This window comes from Lysinibacillus sp. HST-98 (assembly GCF_016757845.1).
In the GTDB taxonomy this organism is placed as follows: domain Bacteria; phylum Bacillota; class Bacilli; order Bacillales_A; family Planococcaceae; genus Lysinibacillus; species Lysinibacillus capsici.
Window position 1 is genome coordinate 384899 of sequence record NZ_JAENHX010000003.1, and the last position, 18334, is coordinate 403232.

The following is an 18334-nucleotide window of genomic DNA, read 5'->3' on the forward strand; positions in this document are numbered from 1 at the left end:
CATGCATAAAAGAAGACGTGGTGTGCTGCTAATTCTTGTGCTGATGTTAATGGGTCTAGCCTTTTTTATCGGCATGAAAATGAGACCAGTCACACAACCGACTAGAAATCCTGAGACAACGCCCGTTCAAGAGGATGCGTCCGAACAGGAAGGTGGTTCAGAGAATATAGAGGTTCTCATACAGGATATTGCTCAATTCGCACGAGAAGGGAAAGTACCTGATGTGCCATTTGCAGCAGGAGATACAGAACAACAAGTGGTTCGTGAGCAATGGGGAGAACCGCAGCAAGTTACTGAAATTGCCAATGGACAATATGAAGATTATGAGGATGTGACGATTGGTTATCGAGGTTCACAGGCCTTCGATATCCGTTCATCGAAAGAGACTATCAAAAGCATTCGTTTAGCAGATATTAAAAATAAGTTGGGTGAAGCTGATGAAGTTCGTTACTATCAGGATCCGACGACCAATCAAATTATTCTTGTCTACCAAGTAAATGCCAGCTATCAATTAAAGTGGATTTTACCAAAACCGACTGACAGTGATGCCAATCCTACTGTTCATCATATTTCGATCTATACGGAACTGAAGCCACAAGCGACAGATACGGTGGAACAAATGACATTGGACGAGAAAATCGGTCAAATGATGTTTGCAGGTGTTTCAGGCACGACGCTTCAGCCGGAGACAACAAGCCTTATTCAAAAGGCTAAAGTAGGTGGCTTGATTCTTTATGGCAATAATCTTGAAACACCCCAGCAAACGGTCACATTGATGAATGACATAATGGCTGCCAATTCGAAGAATCAGCTACCACTTTTCCTTGGCACCGACCAAGAGGGTGGAAAAGTAGTCAGATTACCAGGCGCTTTAAACAATTTCCCAACGAACCAAAAAATTGGGGACATTAACCAATCCAAGTTTTCATTTGAAATAGGCCAATTATTAGGGGAGCAATTAAGGGCATTTGGCTTCAATCTGGACTTTGCGCCTGTATTAGATGTCAATAGCAATCCGAATAATCCAATTATCGGGGATCGTTCGTTTTCCAATGATCCAGCTATCGTCAGCCAATTGGGCATTCAAACAATGAAGGGTCTGGAGTCGGAGCAGGTTATTCCTGTCGTGAAGCATTTCCCAGGGCATGGTGACACATCTGTGGACTCCCACTTAGAATTGCCAAAGGTGACAAAAAGCTTGAACGATTTGAATCAGCTAGAGCTTGTCCCATTTAAAGAGGCCATTAACAGTGGTGCAGATGTCGTCATGGTCGCACATATTTTATTGCCAAAGATTGATCCCCAGTATCCTTCCTCAATGTCGAAGGAAATTATCACGGGTATGCTAAGAAAGCAACTGGGCTTTGATGGTGTTGTGATGACTGATGATATGACGATGAAAGCCATCACGAATCATTATGCGATCGGGCAAGCAGCTGTTGATTCAATCAAGGCTGGTAGTGATATTATTTTAATCGCGCATGAATATGCCAATATGACAGCAGCGATAGAAGCGGTGAAGGTAGCTGTCAGCAATGGGGAAATAACAGAGGAACGCATAAATGAAAGTGTCCAAAGAATCCTAAAACTAAAAGAAAAATATCAGCTTGTCAATCAGCCCGTGCCAGCAGTCGATATCAACAAGCTTAATACAGACATCGAAAAAGTTTTGAATACGTATATGAAATAAACGCTAAAAGGGACATACAGCTACCAGTGTATGTTCCTTTTTGTGAATGATGGATAGGGTGAGAATGTGGATAAGGAATTCAAATATGAATTCGTTGCCATGCTGGACTTCGTTAAAATCCAAGATAGCTTCAGTGAGCGTACAGCAGCGATTGTCTCTGTTTTCCTCATATCCTTTGCTAACGTTGGCTCGATTGGTACTATCGTAGATGCCGTAAAAGGGTTAAATGAAAAGCAGGGCAATGTGGTGGCACGCTTTGGATTAAAATTGCTATACGGTGCCTCACTTGTAAGTGTAAATAGAAGAAATTAGAAGAGCATATTTTAGGCGTATTAATCCCTAAAATAGGCTTTTTATTGATCTTTTGACGGGTGAAAAGCATTGTAACTTTCTTCCACAATTTTCGTTTGATATAGTATGAGGTTTAATTGTACCAATAGTATAAGATTCAGAAGAGGATGGATTAGAATGAGAACTTTCTATCATTGTTTACTCATGTGGATACCTTTTTTAGTGCTGTTTGCCTTAGCAGGATTTGGCTTAGAGGTTTTAGAAGGAAGAAAAATCAGAACATCAGAATATATGATGGGATTTCGTGATTTAGGCGTTGGTTATATGTTCTTAATGGGTTCTTTTGCTTTTATTCTCTATCCGATTTCGTTTTTACCGCTAACATTTATTGTGGGTCGTTTTATGAAAAATGGGCTGTTCAAAGTGGTTCCCTTTACTTTATTTGGTGGGGCAATAGGGGCTTTTTCTTTAACAATCATCTATGATTCGCGATTTATAGAAGAATATAATGTAAGTATTGTTAATTCCATGCTTATTTTTGGGATTGCGGGTTTACTCTACGCTTTAGTAGAAAATGCGGTGAAGAAAAATATAAAATTTGTTTAACGAATAAATGTGTCTTTTTTCATCTAGCGGAATATGGAAAAATATTTCTACTCATTTCAGTCTAATTACCGATAGCATATTAACGGATTATCCTTTATGGTTAATAGGTCGTAAAAGACACTATCAGGAATATCCTGCAAATATTGAAATGATAGGTGGAAAACAATGAATTATCAAGTTTTATTATATTACCATTACACGAAGATTGAAGACCCAGAGACGTTTTCAGCAACGCACTTAGCAATGTGTAAAGAAATCGGTTTAAAAGGTCGTATTTTAGTAGCCAATGAGGGCATTAACGGGACTGTTTCGGGGACGATTGAGCAAACAGAGCAATACATGGCAAACATGCAAGCAGACCCATTATTCGAAGGCATTGTCTTTAAAATGGATGCGGCAGAAGGACATGCATTCAAAAAAATGCACGTTCGCCCACGTCCTGAGTTAGTCAACTTAGGCTTAGAAGAAGACGTCAACCCCCATGAATTAACAGGTCGCTACCTGTCACCAGAACAATTCCTTGCTGAAATGCAAGATGAAAATACAGTAGTATTAGATGTGCGTAACACGTATGAATACGATGTCGGCCATTTTCGTGGCGCGATTCGACCAGAGGTAAAAAATTTCCGTGATACACCAGAATGGGTCCGTGCAAACCGTGAGCTCTTCGAAGGGAAAAATGTTTTAACCTATTGCACGGGTGGTATTCGTTGTGAGAAGTTTTCAGGTTGGATGAAACGTGAAGGCTTTGGCAATGTTGGTCAATTACATGGTGGTGTGGCAACATATGGAAAAGATCCGGTTGCAAAAGGTCAATTATGGGATGGGCAAATGTACGTTTTCGATGAGCGTTTAACAGTGCCAATCAATCAAGTAGAGCATGTGATTGTCGGTCGTGATCACTATGACGGTGAATCTTGTGAACGTTACATTAACTGTGCAAATCCTGAATGTAACAAGCAAATCATCGCATCCGAAGAAAATGAAGCAAAGCATTTAGGTGGCTGTACAATCGAATGTACAAAGCATGCGCGCAATCGCTACATCGTGCGTCACAATTTAACAGAAGAGCAAGTAGCTCAAGCAATTGAGGCGTTAATTTAAACAAACAAAGCGTTATTAAATATCTTTCATACCCTAGGTTTATAAAGGTTCTTAAAACACTCAATGTAAGTGTTCAAACTATCCATTTCAACATTGGACTAGTCTGCTCGCTTATATAGGGTGTTTTTTCTTTTGTAAGAAGAGTAAATGACTCAATCATTGGTTCTGATGCTGTTTAAAGTAAATGTTCAAAGGGTATTCAACAAAATGTAACAGGATTTAAAGAGTGCAAGCACGCAAAGTGTTTGTCACTAACTATTCAAAATAGGAGATGATAGTTGATGGGAAACCCACATCTAACCGATCCACGTAAAAAATTTCATACCGAAAAATTCCCAAATCAAGAACAGAACACGCCAGCACTACAGCATGGAATGATCCCCAAACCTGACTGCGGAGAAGAATCATATAAAGGATACAATCGTCTAGAAGGGCGCAATGCCTTAATTACAGGAGGCGATTCTGGGATTGGCCGTGCTGCTGCTATTGCCTATGCACGTGAAGGAGCCAATGTAGCCATCCAATTCTTCCCTGGTGAAGAGGAAGATGCCAACGTCGTTAAAGAATTAATTGAAAAAGCAGGAAGAAAAGCATTACTGCTACCGTATGACTTGCGAGAAGATAACGCAGCGACAGAGATTGTTACAAAAACCGTGAGAGCCTTTGGCGGATTGGACATTCTTGTATTAAATGCTGCGCAACAGATCGCACAGCCATCCCTAAGTGACTTAACAATTAAACAAGTGCAAGACACTTTCAAAGTAAACATCATCAGCATGTTCGAGACCGTAAAAGCTGCTGAAGAACATTTGGAACCAGGAAGTGCAATTATCACCACCACATCGGTCCAATCTTTCGATCCATCCTCATCTTTAATGGATTATGCTGCGACAAAAGGTGCAATAAGCAACTTTATGGTATCCCTGTCCTCCTATTTTGCTTCGAAAGGGGTGCGTGTCAATGGTGTTGCACCAGGACCAATTTGGACGCCATTGCAGTTGGATAATGGAAAATTGGAAGGAGAGATTCCTGAGTTTGGCCAAAATACGCCCCTTGGCCGTGCGGGACAGCCAGTAGAGCTTGCACCAGTGTATGTTCTGCTTGCCTCCGATGAAGGAAGTTATATCACGGGTCAGATTTATGGAGTGACAGGTGGTAAGCCGATAGACTTGTAAACTTAATAAAACCTCTCTCGACATCAGTGATCTGAGTATGGTAGATAAACAGCTTAAGATTGATAATGAAAACGAACTAAATGATATGCCCCCTACAGTTAGTAGTTTGTCTCTAACTTTAGGGGGCATCTGCTTTTCAATCACCAATTGGAATCATCGTTTATAAGTAGGAGCGCTTAGCTGGCCATGAACCTTGTAGTTTACGAAGTTGAACAATTTGTCCTGTATGGTAAGCGTCGTGCAAAAGGATATTTAGATATTGTTGCCAAACTGGAAGAGCGGGACTAGGTTGATCTAATGCCTCTTCTTGAAGGGATGCTAATGAAGATTTTAAGGCATCATGTACGTGAAGTGTTCGTTTCACTGTTTCTTGCCAAGCATCTTCATCATGGGCTTCTCCTTGGACAAACGTTTCATCATTATTTTGTGGAGCAACAAATGTCTCATCTTTATGTAAGCGAGAAAGTAAGCGCTCTTTAAAGATTAATAAATGGTTTACATTTTCCCAAATCGTATTAGCAGCATTACCTTCTGGTTGCCAACTAGCTTGCGCAGCAGTGAGATTCTTTAATGCGTCTGATAACGGTGGGTACCATTCCTCTTCGTAAAACACCTGATTGACTCCATTTTGCAAGAGCTCTTTTTTACTCATTTGGATAACCTCCTTGTTGTAACGCTCAAAACATTCCTTACTATTAATTTATCAAATCTTCCAAAAATAGTACATAATAATAGATCGACATTGTTTAGCTTTTAATGATCTTTTGAATCTTGGTGTTATGTCTCCTAGACATTTTCTAATTAAAAATTAAATTGTAAAGTGTGCTTGACATATGTAGTGATGTAAAGTAAACTTTACTTAACATTAAATGTATAGTTTGCTTTACATTTATAAAGGAGGCATTATGAAAAACAGAATTCGAGAATTACGAAAATTGAAGAAGATTACACAGGAAGAATTGTCGAAACAAGTTGGCGTATCACGGCAATCGATCATTGCTATTGAATCAGGAAAATTCAATCCTTCCTTAGAGCTTGCCTACAACATTTCCAAAGCGTTCAATAGCACAATTGAAGAGGTGTTTATATTTGAAGAGGAGGAGAATGAGTGATGGAGATTAATATCTGGGGTATGATTGGTTTGTATGGGGGAGTGATTGGTGGACTCCTTGGATGGTGGTTCGGGCGACAGAAAGCTAGAAAAAACAGAGGATTAGACGAGCTGTACTACCATATTTGGCAAAAGGCCAGGTCCTATTCTTGGTATGTGACATTAGGAGCGCTGTATGTTTTCTTTACGTTACTCAATTTTGGGATTCAATTAAGCACTGCTATGGTTTTAGGTATCCTTTTATTAACACACGTAGCGAGTTGGGGAATCATTGGGATTATTTTGACCATCAATATGTCCAGTGCAGCCCCGTTACAGCCCTCGCGTGTGAAGGTGGGCCTATTCGTCTTCATGACGTCCATTATTATATTCACGATCATCTCGATCCTGACAACAAACTGGCTGTTTTTATTATTTAGTATTCCTCCTAATTTAATTGCGCTTTTTACGGCACTTACGCCAAAGCGAAAAGATTCTGAGGTAACCTACTAAGCTTCATATAATATCGTACCGTTTTTTCCCCTATAGATATGGTGGTCTATAGGGGTGTTTTTTATATATGACATTAAAAGCATCTAAATGGAAAAATGGTTTTGACTAACATTGTTAAAATAAGTAAAATGATAGTTGTTACAAAATTTAGGAGGTGTTTACTTGCATACAAACTATGTTCTATATAATATTGTTCCTTTCGGATTTTTAGTGTTGTTGGTCTATATTTTTATAGATGTATTTCTTGATTACTTTAGAAAGGAAATCAAGCCTAATCAAAGACGCGTTACTTTATATAGCTTTCTCTTCTATTTACTATGTTTACTTCAAATTAAAGTAGGGGGAATAACACTTTTACCTCTAAATCCAGCAGACAAAAGTAGGAGTTTTATTACAGCTAATGATTGGTTTGGAATTTTTGATGGTATCCACTTCAGTATGTATTTGTGGAGCTATTCAGCTATAGTTTATAATTTTTTATTATTACTTCCTTTAGGGATATTTTTATTCGTTCTTTTCCATTTTAACAATAGAAATAAAGCCATTTTTATAGTGATATTGTGTTGTTTAGGAATAGAGCTTTTACGTCTACTATTAGGGGCGTTTAGTTTAGTTCCTAGGAACATTGGTTCTCTAGATGGTATCTACTTATTATGTAATATGCTTGGTGGAATAGTTGGTATATTAATAGTGAAAATATTTACGCAAATAAAAGTGAAGCGAAAAGATAAAGTTTATAATGGTAGTTTTAATTGAATAATAGTTTTCGGCAATGGGCGCGTTTATTAATCAACGTGTCTTTTTCTTTTAAAGGGCAATATTGTTGAATAATACAGTTATTTGAAACCTTTCCTACAATTTACCGTTAAGTATTGTTAAACAGCAATACAAAATAGAAAGAGGGATTCGTTATGATTGGTTGGCTTAATATTGGCAGTCTCTTACTAGGACTAATCGCTTGGATACTTCCAGTTATTTATCTCATGGGAAATAAAAAACATGAACATTCTAATTGGGGCATCCTTTCCGTTCTCAGCATCAGTGCCTGTGCTATTTCAATTAGTTTTCAGATGTTCTATAATTATCATTTAGTAAAAATTGAGGATTGGACGGCACTCATGGACACGACACGTGCAGTCGTGATAGCCACAGCAGTTCTTCTCATTTTTACATTTATATTAAATGGACTTACTTTTATTGTATACAGACAGAACAAAAAGTAGGATAGTAGATTCCAGTGTTTTAAGTGGGAGCACATTTCGCTAATAAGTAATGCTCTCTTCATTTAAAGAACAATGGGTTTATTGTTATCTTTGTAGAATCTAATTATTATAATAAATTGCGGTGAAATTCAATTATATAAAGGGAGTGTATAGGTGGACCTACTACTTTTGATAACTATTGGTTTCATAATAATTGGATTTGTTGTGCTCGCCTCTATGAAAAAAGATATGGAAAGTAAGGTCGCTTTTATAAAATTGAATATGGAAGAAGAGGAAAATTCATCAAAAGCTAAATCTGTAGTTTGGTGGATATGGAGTACCACTGCTTGGGGGATCGTAAGTCTGTTTCTTGTTGTTTGGTGTTTTCATCATTACTTTGGGTAACTTTTAGCTTCAAATGTGCTTAAAAACAGGTACTGCGCATTTCTAAAAAGGAATGCGTGATATTTTGTGGCAAAATAAATTAAAAGCAAAGGGTGGGCATTTTGCAGATAATCGAGACGGAACGATTATATCTTAGAGCGTTAAAAATGGACGATCATCATGAATTATCAAAAGTGCTTTCCGACCCAGAGTCTATGCAATATTATCCTCATCCCTTTAATCAAGAAGAGGTTAAAAATTGGATCAGATGGAATGAGAAAAATTATAGGCAATATAATCACGGACTATGGGCAGTTATTTTAAAAGATGGGCATAAATTTATCGGTGATTGTGGAATAACCATGCAGAACATTGACGGTGTATGGTTACCTGAAATCGGGTTTCACATTATTAAAGCGTATTGGAATAAAGGGTATGCCACAGAAGCGGCGTGTGCTTGTAAGGAATATGCATGGAATGTTCTGGGCTATTCCGAAATATTTTCATACACGACCTTAAAAAATATCCCATCCCAAAAAGTTGCGGAAAAAATCGGGATGGAAAATTATAAGATTTTTGAGAAGAATGGTGAACAACAAATCGTTCAAGTTGCCTACAAAAGTATATGAATATTGAGTAATTCATTTTTTATTCCAGAAAAGGGCGCGTTTATATATAGGAACGTGGCTTTTTCTTTTAAAGAGTTGAATAGCATTCTTTTTGGGAATTTAATATTTATGCGAAAATTTGTCAAAGGGGGATGGAATGAAGAAGCATATAAAAGGTTTAGTACCTTGCATTTATTTGATGTTGTCGTTCTTTGTACTATCTGGCTGCAATGCTCAAAAAAGTGGTAATACTTATTATTTATTATTGATGGGTGAAAGTGAAAGCTGGAATCTAACAGGATATGAAATTGTTATCACACCAGAAGACTTTAAAGCAGGATTTGGAACCTTAAAAATGAAAAACGTCAATACGTATATGACAGATTTCTTCCACTTTGAAACGCATGTGGTTATCGATAGTGATGATTCAGTGGTTCATACTGGTTCAGTTACTGGTGAGACGAATATAGCAGAATATACAACTGGTGCTATTGCAGGGCCATACATCAATAAAAATGGTGACTTTATTACACTGAAAGATATACATGAGATTTATGTGGTGGTTGAATGGTGGGATACTAGTAAGAACGAAAGTATAAAAGAAAGAATAGATTTATTTAACAAATCGAAAAAAGAACAGTCCTTCTTGAACTAACTATAGATAAAGTTGAATAACGATCTTCTCGGACGCTTTTCTGAAATAATAGGAAAGCGTCTTTCTTCATGAAAAGGGCCATTATCAGTAAGCCCATCTAATACATAGGTACTGTTGCATCATCTATAAGTGCATTGCATACTACTGCAATCTTGATAAAAAGGCTATTCTAAAATATTTCCAGGAGATTGAACAATTTTTTAGAAAACGAGCGTCTAAGTAGTAGGATTGAAACGAGGTGAGTTGTTGTTGGAACAAATCGTAGAACAATATGGTGAATATTTGTATCATCTTAGCTATTTATATATGAAGGATTTTCAGCTTGCAGAGGAGATTACACAGGACGTACTCATGAAGTATTTATTACATAAAGACGATTTTAGAAAAGATGCTTCATTGAAAACGTATTTAACTCGTATCGCTATTAATTGCTGTCACGATGAACTACGTAAACAAAAGAGAAAATCATTTATTTCAAAACTTTTACCACTAGGCAGAACTGAACCCTCAGTTGAGCAAACATATATAGCAACTGAGGATTTTGCAACTTTAAAGCAAATTGTCTTTGCATTACCACTTCATTATAGGGAAGTCATTGTACTGTTTTATTATGAAGAATTTGATGTTTCTGAAATTGCTAGTTTATTAAACATCTCACAAAACACCGTTCGTACAAGGATTCGTCGAGCGAGAGAATTGTTGAAAACAAATCCGGAACTGGAGGCAATATTTTATGAAGGAATTTAAAGACAAGCTAAAAGAAGAATTGCGACAAGATGCCCCATTTACAAACGACATAAAGCAACGTATATTGCAAAAGAAACCCATAAAAAGAAAGTTTAACTGGCAGGTAGTCTCTGTATCTATTGCAGCCTGTTTCATTATTGGGTTAATGCTATTCGTCGAATTTTCTCAAAAGAATAACCTACAAACCGCAAGTCAGCAAACTGAGCTACTACCGATTGTCGATGATGTTTCTTCGTTAGACATCATTCAACCGCAATATGCTCATCTACTTGGAAAACAATGGATGCTGCATTTTTTGCCAATGATTATCGATAAAGAAGCCCCCATTACGTATGGAGATTATATTGCCTTTTATGGAACGGATGGGCTTGTCGTTTCAACTGTATTAGGATTAGGTAATGATCATGTAACAATGAAGCAAGGGCAAATTTTAGTAGATGATATCCCATTAAAAGTTCATGGATTAAATGAGCAAATAAAAAAAGAGGATATCAATGACCCATTGAAAAACCCTTACTTTTTTCATAACTTTGGAACAAGACCAGCGCTATTCAATGACAAATCGATTTCTGCGAAAGAAAAAGAAATGGTTGTTTATGACAGTGACGAGGGCCATACGATTATGAAAATTAGTGAGGGACAATTAGTAGGTAAGGTCGTAGGATTCCAAAATTTTGAGCTAACATTTGAATTGACTGAACAGGAGCAGCAAGTTTTTAATGCCTTTAAAGAGGATTATAATATGGAAAAGTTAAAAAATATGACACCCCAAGCGATTACTAAAATGTTTTTAATGAGTGATATGGAAAAAGATTATGAAACATATGAAGCATTGTTCACAACAAATAGGAACGATGAAACAGAAAGTGTTAGAAGACATTATGAGAAAACGAAAATCGTACGACAGGAGTTGTTTACAAAGGAAATAAATCGCCTTATTATCGCAAATCTCTTTGCGGGGTTAGAACATGCAGAGTTTGAGCAGCAAACAGATACAACAGGGGTTATAAAATTTATCTCACTTGAAGGACCAATAGAGCTAAGTATGGAAAAAAATGCCCAAGGAATTTGGCAGCCAGCCTTTAGTAGAGGAATTTATTAGCTTTTTAGAAAGAACATCAATTTACGCATGAAGGCAAAAACCTTCCTAAAGCGTTATTGGATAATTTTCATCAGTATCCTTATCTAACAATCGGACGCGTTTATTTCGAAACGCGTCTTCTTTTAATAGGTCATGTAGATTGAATAAAGAATAGAATAGTTTAACGATATATGTGGATTTTTATGGTAAAATATTTAGTGAAATGTATTTTTGGGGAGAATAGTGAGTTTTAAGAAAAGGAGTGTTCAAAGTTGAAAAAAGTGTTCTCAGGAATTTTTCTTGTGTTGATTCTAATCATGACTTCATCACCTACATATGCAGCCGATTTTCAAATAAAAGTTGACGGTGTTACCATTGCATCCGATGTACACCCAGAAGTTAAAAATAATCGGACAATGGTTCCATTACGTGTAATTAGTGAAAATTTAGGGGCAAATGTTACTTGGACAGATGCTCAAATCACACTTACTAAAAACGATATGCAGGTCATACTAAAGCTTAATCGTAATCAAGTGATGAAAAACGGTAAAACAGAACTGCTTGATGTAGAGCCATACATGAGGAATAATCGTACTTTTGTTCCGATGCGTTTTCTTGCCGAAACATTTGGCAGCAATGTCACTTACAATAACGGTACAGTAACAGTTGAGACACAGCCTCTCTTTATTGATGGTATAAAAGTAAAAGCATTGCAATACGAATATCATATGACATTAGGCGGAGTCATACAGCAAATTAATGGGAATGGTTATAACGAAGCTATTTATAATACTTTTATAAAAAATAATAGAAGTAAAGTCGAAGCACCTACTTATAATCCTTGGGATGCTCATCCCATTCCAGTAGGGGACTATGATAAAAATGCGCAATTTGATTTTTTAGACCAAGACTCGAACAGTATCAAACGGTTTGATATTTATTTTTCAACAGGGGACTTAGGCGGAGTATTGGTGCATGATACTACTGCAAATCATTGGTATGCATACAGTGATACCGCAAGACTAGGCATACTTCAATTAATTGATAATGCCTCGATGAACGGCTTTGTGACGGTTATGAGTAATACAGTTCCATAAGGTGGATAATAGTGTTTTACTATTGTTTTAACGGAATTACTTTAATAAGGAGTAGAGCCTTTTTCTACTTAAACAAAATTGCAACTTTGTTTGTACCATTACGCAGGTTTATATTTTCATGTTGTCAGAAGAAATGAGGTAATTTATTTGGATGAATGGAAGAAAGTTGTACTTAGTTTACTCGAAATCATTGTAATTCTATCAATTGGTTTACTTTTTACAACTTATATTTTAAGACCTATATACGAGAATTTTGGAATTCAATTTACAGGTAACGTATGGGTAAACTGGTTTGGATTATCGTATATTTTATTCGTCTTATACTCGTTGATTGTCGGTATTTTTATTTTTCAGGAAAGTAATATCTTTAAACAGCGACGTACATCCGTAATCTTTTGGCTCATTTTTATTGGTTCAATTTATGTAGTTTTTATTCCTTTTATAAAAGGTGAAAATCCATTTTAAGACTTCTATTATAGTTCGTTATTTCAACAATCCCAAAATCTATTACCGACACAAAGTAGGATAAAAATCAAAAACTGCATCCATTTAGATGCAGTTTTATTTTTTTCTAATCAATATTTCACCAAGTGGGATTCCAACCACAACAACCAAAACCGTTAAAATTAACAGCGCTCTAAAAATAAAATATGCAGCTTCATCAAACATCGTATCCCTCCTTTTTTTACAATACCTACCCCATCTTTAGAAAAAATTATTGTTGTGTTTTAATAATATAGTTTACGCAAGGTACGTATGCAGTTTTTTAAAAAAATTTGTGGTCTTCAGACATTTCTTTAGTAAGGTCATTTTAATCCTTTAGAAAATGGAAGAATAAAAATTTTGTAATGCTATAAAAGATCTTCAATCGTTATTTGCTAAAGAATGAGCTAAAGGTTAATAATCCTTTACCCGAGATAATAAATAGTAAACGATACATAAGTAAATTTAATGGAGGTTATGATGATGAGGGTAGCGAAGAAGATAGCCAAGATAGCAGGAATCCTTCTAGTTATACTGACTTTGTTTATGGGGATTGGATACGCTATTCTTGTGATTAATCCGTTAGGAAATAAACCAGGCAAGCCAGTTGCGGATATTGAAGACAAGGTGGAGATTTGGGGAGCAGAAGTGGCAGGTAATCATTCGGGAAGCAAGCTAGACGATATGAATATTAAGGGCAATCCTAACAGACTTTTGGCGACATTCAAATTTTCCACTGGCATTGTGGGAGAAGACTATAAAGACAATGAAGTGGCCATTGATACCTTTACCTATATCCATGAAATTGAAGGGGGCTATGAAAAATCAACCTATGAAGATGAGCCCTATCTGATTCCTTATACGGTCGCGAACAGTGACAGTGCCGTCATTATTATGCCAGGTGGTGGTTATGGCTTTAAGGAAATGGATGGAGGAACAGCGGAAGGAAAGGAAGTAGCTGCATCATTAAATAAAGCAGGTATTAATGCATTCGTTCTCCACTATCGTTCCAATCCCTATGAGTGGCCTATTCCACAGCTAGATGTTCAGCGTGCGGTCCGTTATCTACGTTACCATGCCAATGATTATGGTCTCCATCCAGATCAAATTGGTTTAATAGGTTTTAGTGCTGGAGGTTATCAGACGGGTAGCTTTATTAACCTTATTCAGGGTGAAAATCTGTTTCCTACTAGTTATCAGCCTGACGCCATTGATGCTGTTGATGATCAAGTAGCATCCGCTGCTATGATTTATCCTGCATTGACGTATCGCTATAATGTGCCCATGCTCTTTGCTTCTTTTAATGATGAAGATGTCAGAAATCCAGAAAAGCGGGAAGAGCTCTTGCAGCAGACAGATTTATCTACGCATTTCAGGACAGCTCATATACCTCAGTTTATAGCTTATGGGACAAAGGATTTAGCAATTGGGGTAAAAGGTCCGCAGGAATATATCCAATCTGCACGAAACGCAGACGCGGATGTGACTGTGATAGTAGCAGAGGGTCAGAATCATGGCTTTAAGCAGGAATACTATATGCGAGCGTATCTTGAATGGGTAAAGAAAATTTTTGATTCTTTATAATTTGCTTTAAAAGTGGTCAAAGATTTTAGTAAGTGCTATTTTATATGGTTTAAAGTAAAATAGTAGTAAGGTATTTCAAAATAAACTCAACTAATGTGATTAGTTGGGTTTTATGTTTTTATAGAAAAAGCTACTAAAATATTGTAAAGAAGATGTGATGATTAATGGGGAAAATTGCTATATTAGCAGAGAAACCATCTCAAGCAAGAGCATATGCAGACGCCTTTAAAGTGAAGCAAAAAGAGAAAACCTTTATTGAACTGGAACCTTGTTCTACTTTTCCTCATGGTGCAGTTATTACCTGGGCGGTTGGTCATCTTGTTGAATTAAAGGAGCCGAAAGAATATCACAAGGAATGGGAGAAGTGGTCGCTTGCTTCATTACCGATCATTCCGCAAAAATTTGAAGATAAAGTGGTCTCTAAAATGTATCCACAATTCAATGCAGTCAAAAAAATCTTTAGTGATCCCCAAGTAACAATGATTTATAACTGCTGTGATAGTGAACGGGAGGGTTCAAATATTTTCTACTCCCTTTTGAAAATGACAAAAGTCAATAAGCCAGTTAAACGTTTATGGATCAATTCATTAGAAGTGGAGGAAATCCGAAAAGGTTTTAATCATATGCAAGGTAATGAGCGGGACTTGCTGATGTACCAAGAAGCTAAAACGCGTCAAATTAGCGATTGGTTAGTGGGTATGAACTGTAGTCGCCTCTATACGCTACTGTTGCAGAAAAAGGGCTTCAAGGGCAGTATCTCCATCGGACGAGTACAATCGCCAACCGTCTATTTAATTTATAAAAGACAGCAGGAAATTGAACAGTTCAAACCTGAGAAATTTTATGAAATCGAAGGGGTATTTAAAGCTCAACATGGTGTGTATAAAGGGAAGGCAAAGCTAAAGACAAAAGAGCGGGCTGAGGCAGTGCAGTTATTGCAACAGCATGGGATTGAACCGCATGATACAGGTCTCATTACAAGTGTCACGAACAAAACGAAGCGGATGGCACCACCTAAACTACATGCGCTATCAACTTTACAAGCGGCTGCCAATAAACGTTGGAAATACAGTCCATCACATGTGTTGAAACTTACGCAATCACTTTATGAGAAAAAGCTCGTTTCTTACCCACGTACCGATTCACAGCTCATTACGCATAATGAGTTTCTCTATTTAAATGAATCATTAGGAAACTATCAGCAGCTCGTGGGAAAAGCATTTCAGCCAATCAATCGAGGGAAGAACAAGCGCTATGTCGACAGTGCCAATGTTGGGGAGCACTATGCGATTATTCCAACGAAAAAAATACCGACGGCCAAAGCGTTGCAATCCATGAATGCGGATGAACGAAATATTTATTTTGAAATCCTCAATACGACACTCGCTATGTTTCATCAGGATTATGAATACGATGAAAAAACGATTATCACGAATGTCAAAAATGTAGAGTTTAAAACAGTAGGGAAAACAGAGCTTGTCAAAGGTTGGAAAGAATTATTTTCAAATGAGACAGAGGTGCAGGCGCGTGAGGAGTCTTTACCTGTTGTGTTCCAAGATGAGCTGGTACAAAGTAAGATTGCTATACTAGAAGGCACGACAACACCTCCGAAGCCCTATACAGAAGGTCAACTCATTACGATGATGAAAACCTGTGGTAAATCGGTTGAGGATGAAGAGGAAATCGAGGTGCTGAAATCGATTGAAGGGATTGGGACGGAAGCAACTCGGAGTGGCATTATCGAGACGATTAAGAAGCATGGATTTATTGAAGTACGAAAAAATATCGTGAGCATTACACCTAAAGGGGAGCTTTTATGTCAGGCAATTGAAGGGACATTACTGTCAAGCCCTTCCATGACGGCTAAATGGGAAATTTACTTACATAAAATTGGTAAGGGGGAAGGCTCTGCCAAGCATTTTATTGAAAGCATAGGCAAGTTTATTCATCAATTAATAGCAGAGGTGCCTAAACAGTTAGAGTCTCTGACAATTGAAGCAGAGCAGTTTAAACCAGCCGTGGTAAAAGATATTGCCATCTGTCCAGCATGCAAGGAAGGGAAAATAGGCTTGCGTAAAAGCTTTTACGGTTGTTCGAATTATAAAAATGGTTGTAAGCAAACGTTCCCACAAAGGCTATTAGGAAAAAAACTAACGGAAAAAAACATTCATGATTTATGTAAGAGTGGTAAAACTGCTTTGATGAAAGGCTTTAAATCACAGAGTGGCAAACCATTTAATGCAGCCCTACGTTTGGTAGAAGGAAAAATTGAATTTGAATTTAAAGAAAAGTAAATGCTGATAGTTTCAAAGGACTTCCAACATGAAAGTAGGTTAGTGTGTTTGTATAGGACATGCTATCCTATTTTTAAGTAAATCAGTCACCTAAAAGGAGCGATGTAATGACGACTATAAAAGAAATTGGCAGCTTATGTCTGACAGATCGTGATGGATACATTATTAATCAAGCAGATTGGAATAAAATCAACCCTATTTTTCTTCCTGTCATCAACGATGTGGTTCATACCTATCGCACCCTTCTCCAAGATGACTTACATAGCCTATATATAAGGGGATCAATTCCAAAGGGGATAGGTATTGAAGGGGTAGCTGACTTAGACACCATAGCGGTTACGAAGCAAAAGCCTAAAAAACAGCAGGTAAAGCGGATAAAAGAAGTAGAACAAGCGTTAACTCAAAACCATCCTTGTGTAGATGGGATTGAGCTAAGTGTATTCGGCAAAGAAGATATTTTAAATACGACATCTTTTTCAATCATTAGTTTCATCCTCCAAACCCATAGTATATGTGTCTTTGGAGAGGATTTAATACCTCGATTATCAAGATATAAAGCGGACGAGGCTTTAGCGAATGACCACCTTATTCATTTGCAGGGGCAAATAAAAAATGCCTGTGATGATCTTCAAGATAATGCGGATACAGAGGATATTAAAGATTGTTGCAAGTGGATTATGAAAATTATTGTAAGAGCAGGGCTTGCACTTGTCATAACGAAGGAAAACACCTATACAAGGGATTTATACCCCGCCTACAAACGGTTCTCGGAATATTTCCCTGACAAGGAAAGCGACATGAGAAGGGCACTTGAATATGCAATAACACCCATAATCGATACGAACGTTTTGTTATTGTTTTTAAATGAATTTGGAACGTGGATGGTCAGTGAAGCTGAGAAATGGTTACAATTCTATAACCCTACTAGAGAATTAAACATGAAAATCGTATAACTTTCGAGACAAATAGAGAAAGGTAATCACATATGCGTTGTGATTACCTTTTGTTGTTAATTGGAATTTGGTGTTCTGCTTTATTTTTCAAAAGGGTTGTCAATATAAGGGCCTTTAATGGTAATACGCATTAACTGGGTCGCCATAAATTTGGGGGTATAGGGCATATCATTTTCTAACCACCAGACGATTACTTCAAGAAAGGCGGCTGCATAAAAACGGACGGCCATTTCGCGCGGCACGGTCAGCTTTTGGTCGTCAGGCTCCATCATTTGAATGCCGCTCGAGACAAAATTGATAATAATGTCTTTAAGGCCATCGGAGAAATAAGGGATATTTTTTTCCGTGAGATAGACCTTGTATAGCTTACTATTCAGCGCTATTTGTTCAAATAAATGCATAAATGTCTCATGTGGCTGGTCATAATTTGGTAATAAATCAAAATCCTTCTTCTCTTCGAAGGGTGGATGAATACTACTTACAAGCTCATGCAAGGCTTCTTCTGAGCTTTGATAGAGAAGGTCTAATTTATCACGGTAATGTAAATAAAAAGTGGCACGGTTTAATGTAGCCCGTTGTGTAATATCTTGTACCGTAATCTTTTCATAGCCTTGTTCATCAATTAATGCCACTAGTGCATCTCTTAATAATTGGCGCGTTCTGATGACGCGAGGGTCCATTTTTTTCGACATGTTGAAGCTCCTTGTATTAAATTTTCTATTTAAACAACAGTCCGATTGCAAGTGTTGTGAAAGCATCATGATGGGCTTTGGTGTT

At 37.2% G+C, this 18334-nt stretch carries 20 protein-coding genes and 1 pseudogene; 19 read left to right on the forward strand and 2 right to left on the reverse strand.

The window, feature by feature from the left end; translation table 11 throughout:
- The first annotated feature begins 1 nt into the window (after nucleotide 1).
- From nagZ to JIN86_RS10585, 5 genes and pseudogenes are all read left to right on the forward strand, one after another.
- Complete coding sequence (gene nagZ, locus JIN86_RS10565) at nucleotides 2-1690, forward strand: beta-N-acetylhexosaminidase (RefSeq protein ID WP_202341903.1); 1689 nt, start codon at nucleotides 2-4, stop codon at nucleotides 1688-1690.
- 87 nt (nucleotides 1691-1777) lie between these two features.
- A pseudogene (locus tag JIN86_RS10570) lies at nucleotides 1778-2002 on the forward strand (nucleoside transporter C-terminal domain-containing protein); the annotation flags it as partial.
- A 156-nt stretch (nucleotides 2003-2158) separates the two neighbouring features.
- Entirely contained in the window at nucleotides 2159-2587 is a 429-nt protein-coding gene (locus tag JIN86_RS10575; RefSeq protein ID WP_004228838.1) for a hypothetical protein, read from the forward strand.
- Between the two features lie 165 nt (nucleotides 2588-2752).
- On the forward strand, nucleotides 2753-3691 hold the full coding sequence (gene trhO, locus JIN86_RS10580; RefSeq protein ID WP_202341904.1) for an oxygen-dependent tRNA uridine(34) hydroxylase TrhO: 939 nt from the start codon (nucleotides 2753-2755) through the stop codon (nucleotides 3689-3691).
- A 281-nt stretch (nucleotides 3692-3972) separates the two neighbouring features.
- Nucleotides 3973-4866, forward strand: coding sequence for an SDR family oxidoreductase (locus tag JIN86_RS10585; protein ID WP_202341905.1), 894 nt, complete (start codon nucleotides 3973-3975; stop codon nucleotides 4864-4866).
- Nucleotides 4867-5026: 160 nt separating this feature from the next.
- On the opposite strand, the gene JIN86_RS10590 is transcribed toward JIN86_RS10585, so the two are convergent.
- On the reverse strand, nucleotides 5027-5518 hold the full coding sequence (locus tag JIN86_RS10590) for a DinB family protein (RefSeq protein ID WP_202341906.1): 492 nt from the start codon (nucleotides 5516-5518) through the stop codon (nucleotides 5027-5029).
- A 253-nt stretch (nucleotides 5519-5771) separates the two neighbouring features.
- Here JIN86_RS10590 and JIN86_RS10595 point away from each other — a divergent pair, with 253 nt between their 5' ends.
- The 14 genes from JIN86_RS10595 (at nucleotide 5772) to JIN86_RS10655 (ending at nucleotide 17557) form a co-directional block, all read left to right on the forward strand.
- A complete protein-coding gene (locus tag JIN86_RS10595) occupies nucleotides 5772-5978 on the forward strand; it encodes a helix-turn-helix transcriptional regulator (RefSeq protein ID WP_004228831.1) in 207 nt (68 codons plus the stop codon).
- Nucleotides 5978-6469: a hypothetical protein gene (locus JIN86_RS10600; RefSeq protein WP_202341936.1), complete on the forward strand. Its 492-nt coding sequence runs from the start codon at nucleotides 5978-5980 to the stop codon at nucleotides 6467-6469. Before JIN86_RS10595 ends, JIN86_RS10600 begins: the two co-directional genes overlap by 1 nt.
- A 162-nt stretch (nucleotides 6470-6631) precedes the next feature.
- Nucleotides 6632-7225 carry a VanZ family protein gene (locus tag JIN86_RS10605; RefSeq protein WP_202341907.1) on the forward strand — a complete coding sequence of 198 codons (594 nt, stop codon included), beginning with the start codon at nucleotides 6632-6634 and terminating at the stop codon, nucleotides 7223-7225.
- A gap of 155 nt (nucleotides 7226-7380) precedes the next feature.
- Nucleotides 7381-7692 (forward strand): hypothetical protein, encoded by a 312-nt coding sequence (locus JIN86_RS10610; RefSeq protein WP_202341908.1) that lies wholly within the window; start codon nucleotides 7381-7383, stop codon nucleotides 7690-7692.
- A 153-nt stretch (nucleotides 7693-7845) separates the two neighbouring features.
- Nucleotides 7846-8076 (forward strand): hypothetical protein, encoded by a 231-nt coding sequence (locus JIN86_RS23535; protein WP_274772861.1) that lies wholly within the window; start codon nucleotides 7846-7848, stop codon nucleotides 8074-8076.
- 101 nt (nucleotides 8077-8177) lie between these two features.
- The gene (locus JIN86_RS10615; RefSeq protein ID WP_202341909.1) at nucleotides 8178-8684 is read left to right on the forward strand and encodes a GNAT family N-acetyltransferase; all 507 of its coding nucleotides are present in this window, start codon (nucleotides 8178-8180) and stop codon (nucleotides 8682-8684) included.
- Between the two features lie 136 nt (nucleotides 8685-8820).
- A complete protein-coding gene (locus JIN86_RS10620; protein WP_202341910.1) occupies nucleotides 8821-9318 on the forward strand; it encodes a hypothetical protein in 498 nt (165 codons plus the stop codon).
- 249 nt (nucleotides 9319-9567) lie between these two features.
- Complete coding sequence (locus tag JIN86_RS10625) at nucleotides 9568-10065, forward strand: RNA polymerase sigma factor (protein WP_202341911.1); 498 nt, start codon at nucleotides 9568-9570, stop codon at nucleotides 10063-10065.
- Nucleotides 10052-11167, forward strand: coding sequence for a hypothetical protein (locus tag JIN86_RS10630; protein ID WP_202341912.1), 1116 nt, complete (start codon nucleotides 10052-10054; stop codon nucleotides 11165-11167). Before JIN86_RS10625 ends, JIN86_RS10630 begins: the two co-directional genes overlap by 14 nt.
- A gap of 251 nt (nucleotides 11168-11418) precedes the next feature.
- Nucleotides 11419-12243 carry a copper amine oxidase N-terminal domain-containing protein gene (locus tag JIN86_RS10635; RefSeq protein WP_202341913.1) on the forward strand — a complete coding sequence of 275 codons (825 nt, stop codon included), beginning with the start codon at nucleotides 11419-11421 and terminating at the stop codon, nucleotides 12241-12243.
- A 147-nt stretch (nucleotides 12244-12390) separates the two neighbouring features.
- Nucleotides 12391-12708 (forward strand): hypothetical protein, encoded by a 318-nt coding sequence (locus tag JIN86_RS10640; RefSeq protein WP_004228809.1) that lies wholly within the window; start codon nucleotides 12391-12393, stop codon nucleotides 12706-12708.
- 501 nt (nucleotides 12709-13209) lie between these two features.
- Nucleotides 13210-14310: an alpha/beta hydrolase gene (locus JIN86_RS10645; RefSeq protein WP_202341914.1), complete on the forward strand. Its 1101-nt coding sequence runs from the start codon at nucleotides 13210-13212 to the stop codon at nucleotides 14308-14310.
- Nucleotides 14311-14474: 164 nt separating this feature from the next.
- The gene (locus JIN86_RS10650; RefSeq protein ID WP_004228801.1) at nucleotides 14475-16604 is read left to right on the forward strand and encodes a type IA DNA topoisomerase; all 2130 of its coding nucleotides are present in this window, start codon (nucleotides 14475-14477) and stop codon (nucleotides 16602-16604) included.
- Nucleotides 16605-16711: 107 nt separating this feature from the next.
- Nucleotides 16712-17557, forward strand: a complete 846-nt coding sequence (locus JIN86_RS10655) for a nucleotidyltransferase (protein ID WP_202341915.1) — start codon at nucleotides 16712-16714, stop codon at nucleotides 17555-17557.
- Nucleotides 17558-17637: 80 nt separating this feature from the next.
- Here the strand turns inward: JIN86_RS10655 and JIN86_RS10660 are convergent, their stop codons facing one another.
- Complete coding sequence (locus tag JIN86_RS10660; RefSeq protein WP_004228796.1) at nucleotides 17638-18249, reverse strand: TetR/AcrR family transcriptional regulator; 612 nt, start codon at nucleotides 18247-18249, stop codon at nucleotides 17638-17640.
- Between the last annotated feature and the right edge of the window lie 85 nt (nucleotides 18250-18334).

What these genes read in the sequence shown, in the direction of transcription:
- nagZ (WP_202341903.1), top strand. Translation starts at nt 2, where the DNA reads ATGCATAAAAGAAGACGTGGTGTGCTGCTAATTCTTGTGCTGATGTTA.
- JIN86_RS10575 (WP_004228838.1), top strand. Translation starts at nt 2,159, where the DNA reads ATGAGAACTTTCTATCATTGTTTACTCATGTGGATACCTTTTTTAGTG.
- trhO (WP_202341904.1), top strand. Translation starts at nt 2,753, where the DNA reads ATGAATTATCAAGTTTTATTATATTACCATTACACGAAGATTGAAGAC.
- JIN86_RS10585 (WP_202341905.1), top strand. Translation starts at nt 3,973, where the DNA reads ATGGGAAACCCACATCTAACCGATCCACGTAAAAAATTTCATACCGAA.
- JIN86_RS10590 (WP_202341906.1), bottom strand. Translation starts at nt 5,518, where the DNA reads ATGAGTAAAAAAGAGCTCTTGCAAAATGGAGTCAATCAGGTGTTTTAC.
- JIN86_RS10595 (WP_004228831.1), top strand. Translation starts at nt 5,772, where the DNA reads ATGAAAAACAGAATTCGAGAATTACGAAAATTGAAGAAGATTACACAG.
- JIN86_RS10600 (WP_202341936.1), top strand. Translation starts at nt 5,978, where the DNA reads ATGGAGATTAATATCTGGGGTATGATTGGTTTGTATGGGGGAGTGATT.
- JIN86_RS10610 (WP_202341908.1), top strand. Translation starts at nt 7,381, where the DNA reads ATGATTGGTTGGCTTAATATTGGCAGTCTCTTACTAGGACTAATCGCT.
- JIN86_RS10620 (WP_202341910.1), top strand. Translation starts at nt 8,821, where the DNA reads ATGAAGAAGCATATAAAAGGTTTAGTACCTTGCATTTATTTGATGTTG.
- JIN86_RS10630 (WP_202341912.1), top strand. Translation starts at nt 10,052, where the DNA reads ATGAAGGAATTTAAAGACAAGCTAAAAGAAGAATTGCGACAAGATGCC.
- JIN86_RS10645 (WP_202341914.1), top strand. Translation starts at nt 13,210, where the DNA reads ATGAGGGTAGCGAAGAAGATAGCCAAGATAGCAGGAATCCTTCTAGTT.
- JIN86_RS10650 (WP_004228801.1), top strand. Translation starts at nt 14,475, where the DNA reads ATGGGGAAAATTGCTATATTAGCAGAGAAACCATCTCAAGCAAGAGCA.
- JIN86_RS10655 (WP_202341915.1), top strand. Translation starts at nt 16,712, where the DNA reads ATGACGACTATAAAAGAAATTGGCAGCTTATGTCTGACAGATCGTGAT.
- JIN86_RS10660 (WP_004228796.1), bottom strand. Translation starts at nt 18,249, where the DNA reads ATGTCGAAAAAAATGGACCCTCGCGTCATCAGAACGCGCCAATTATTA.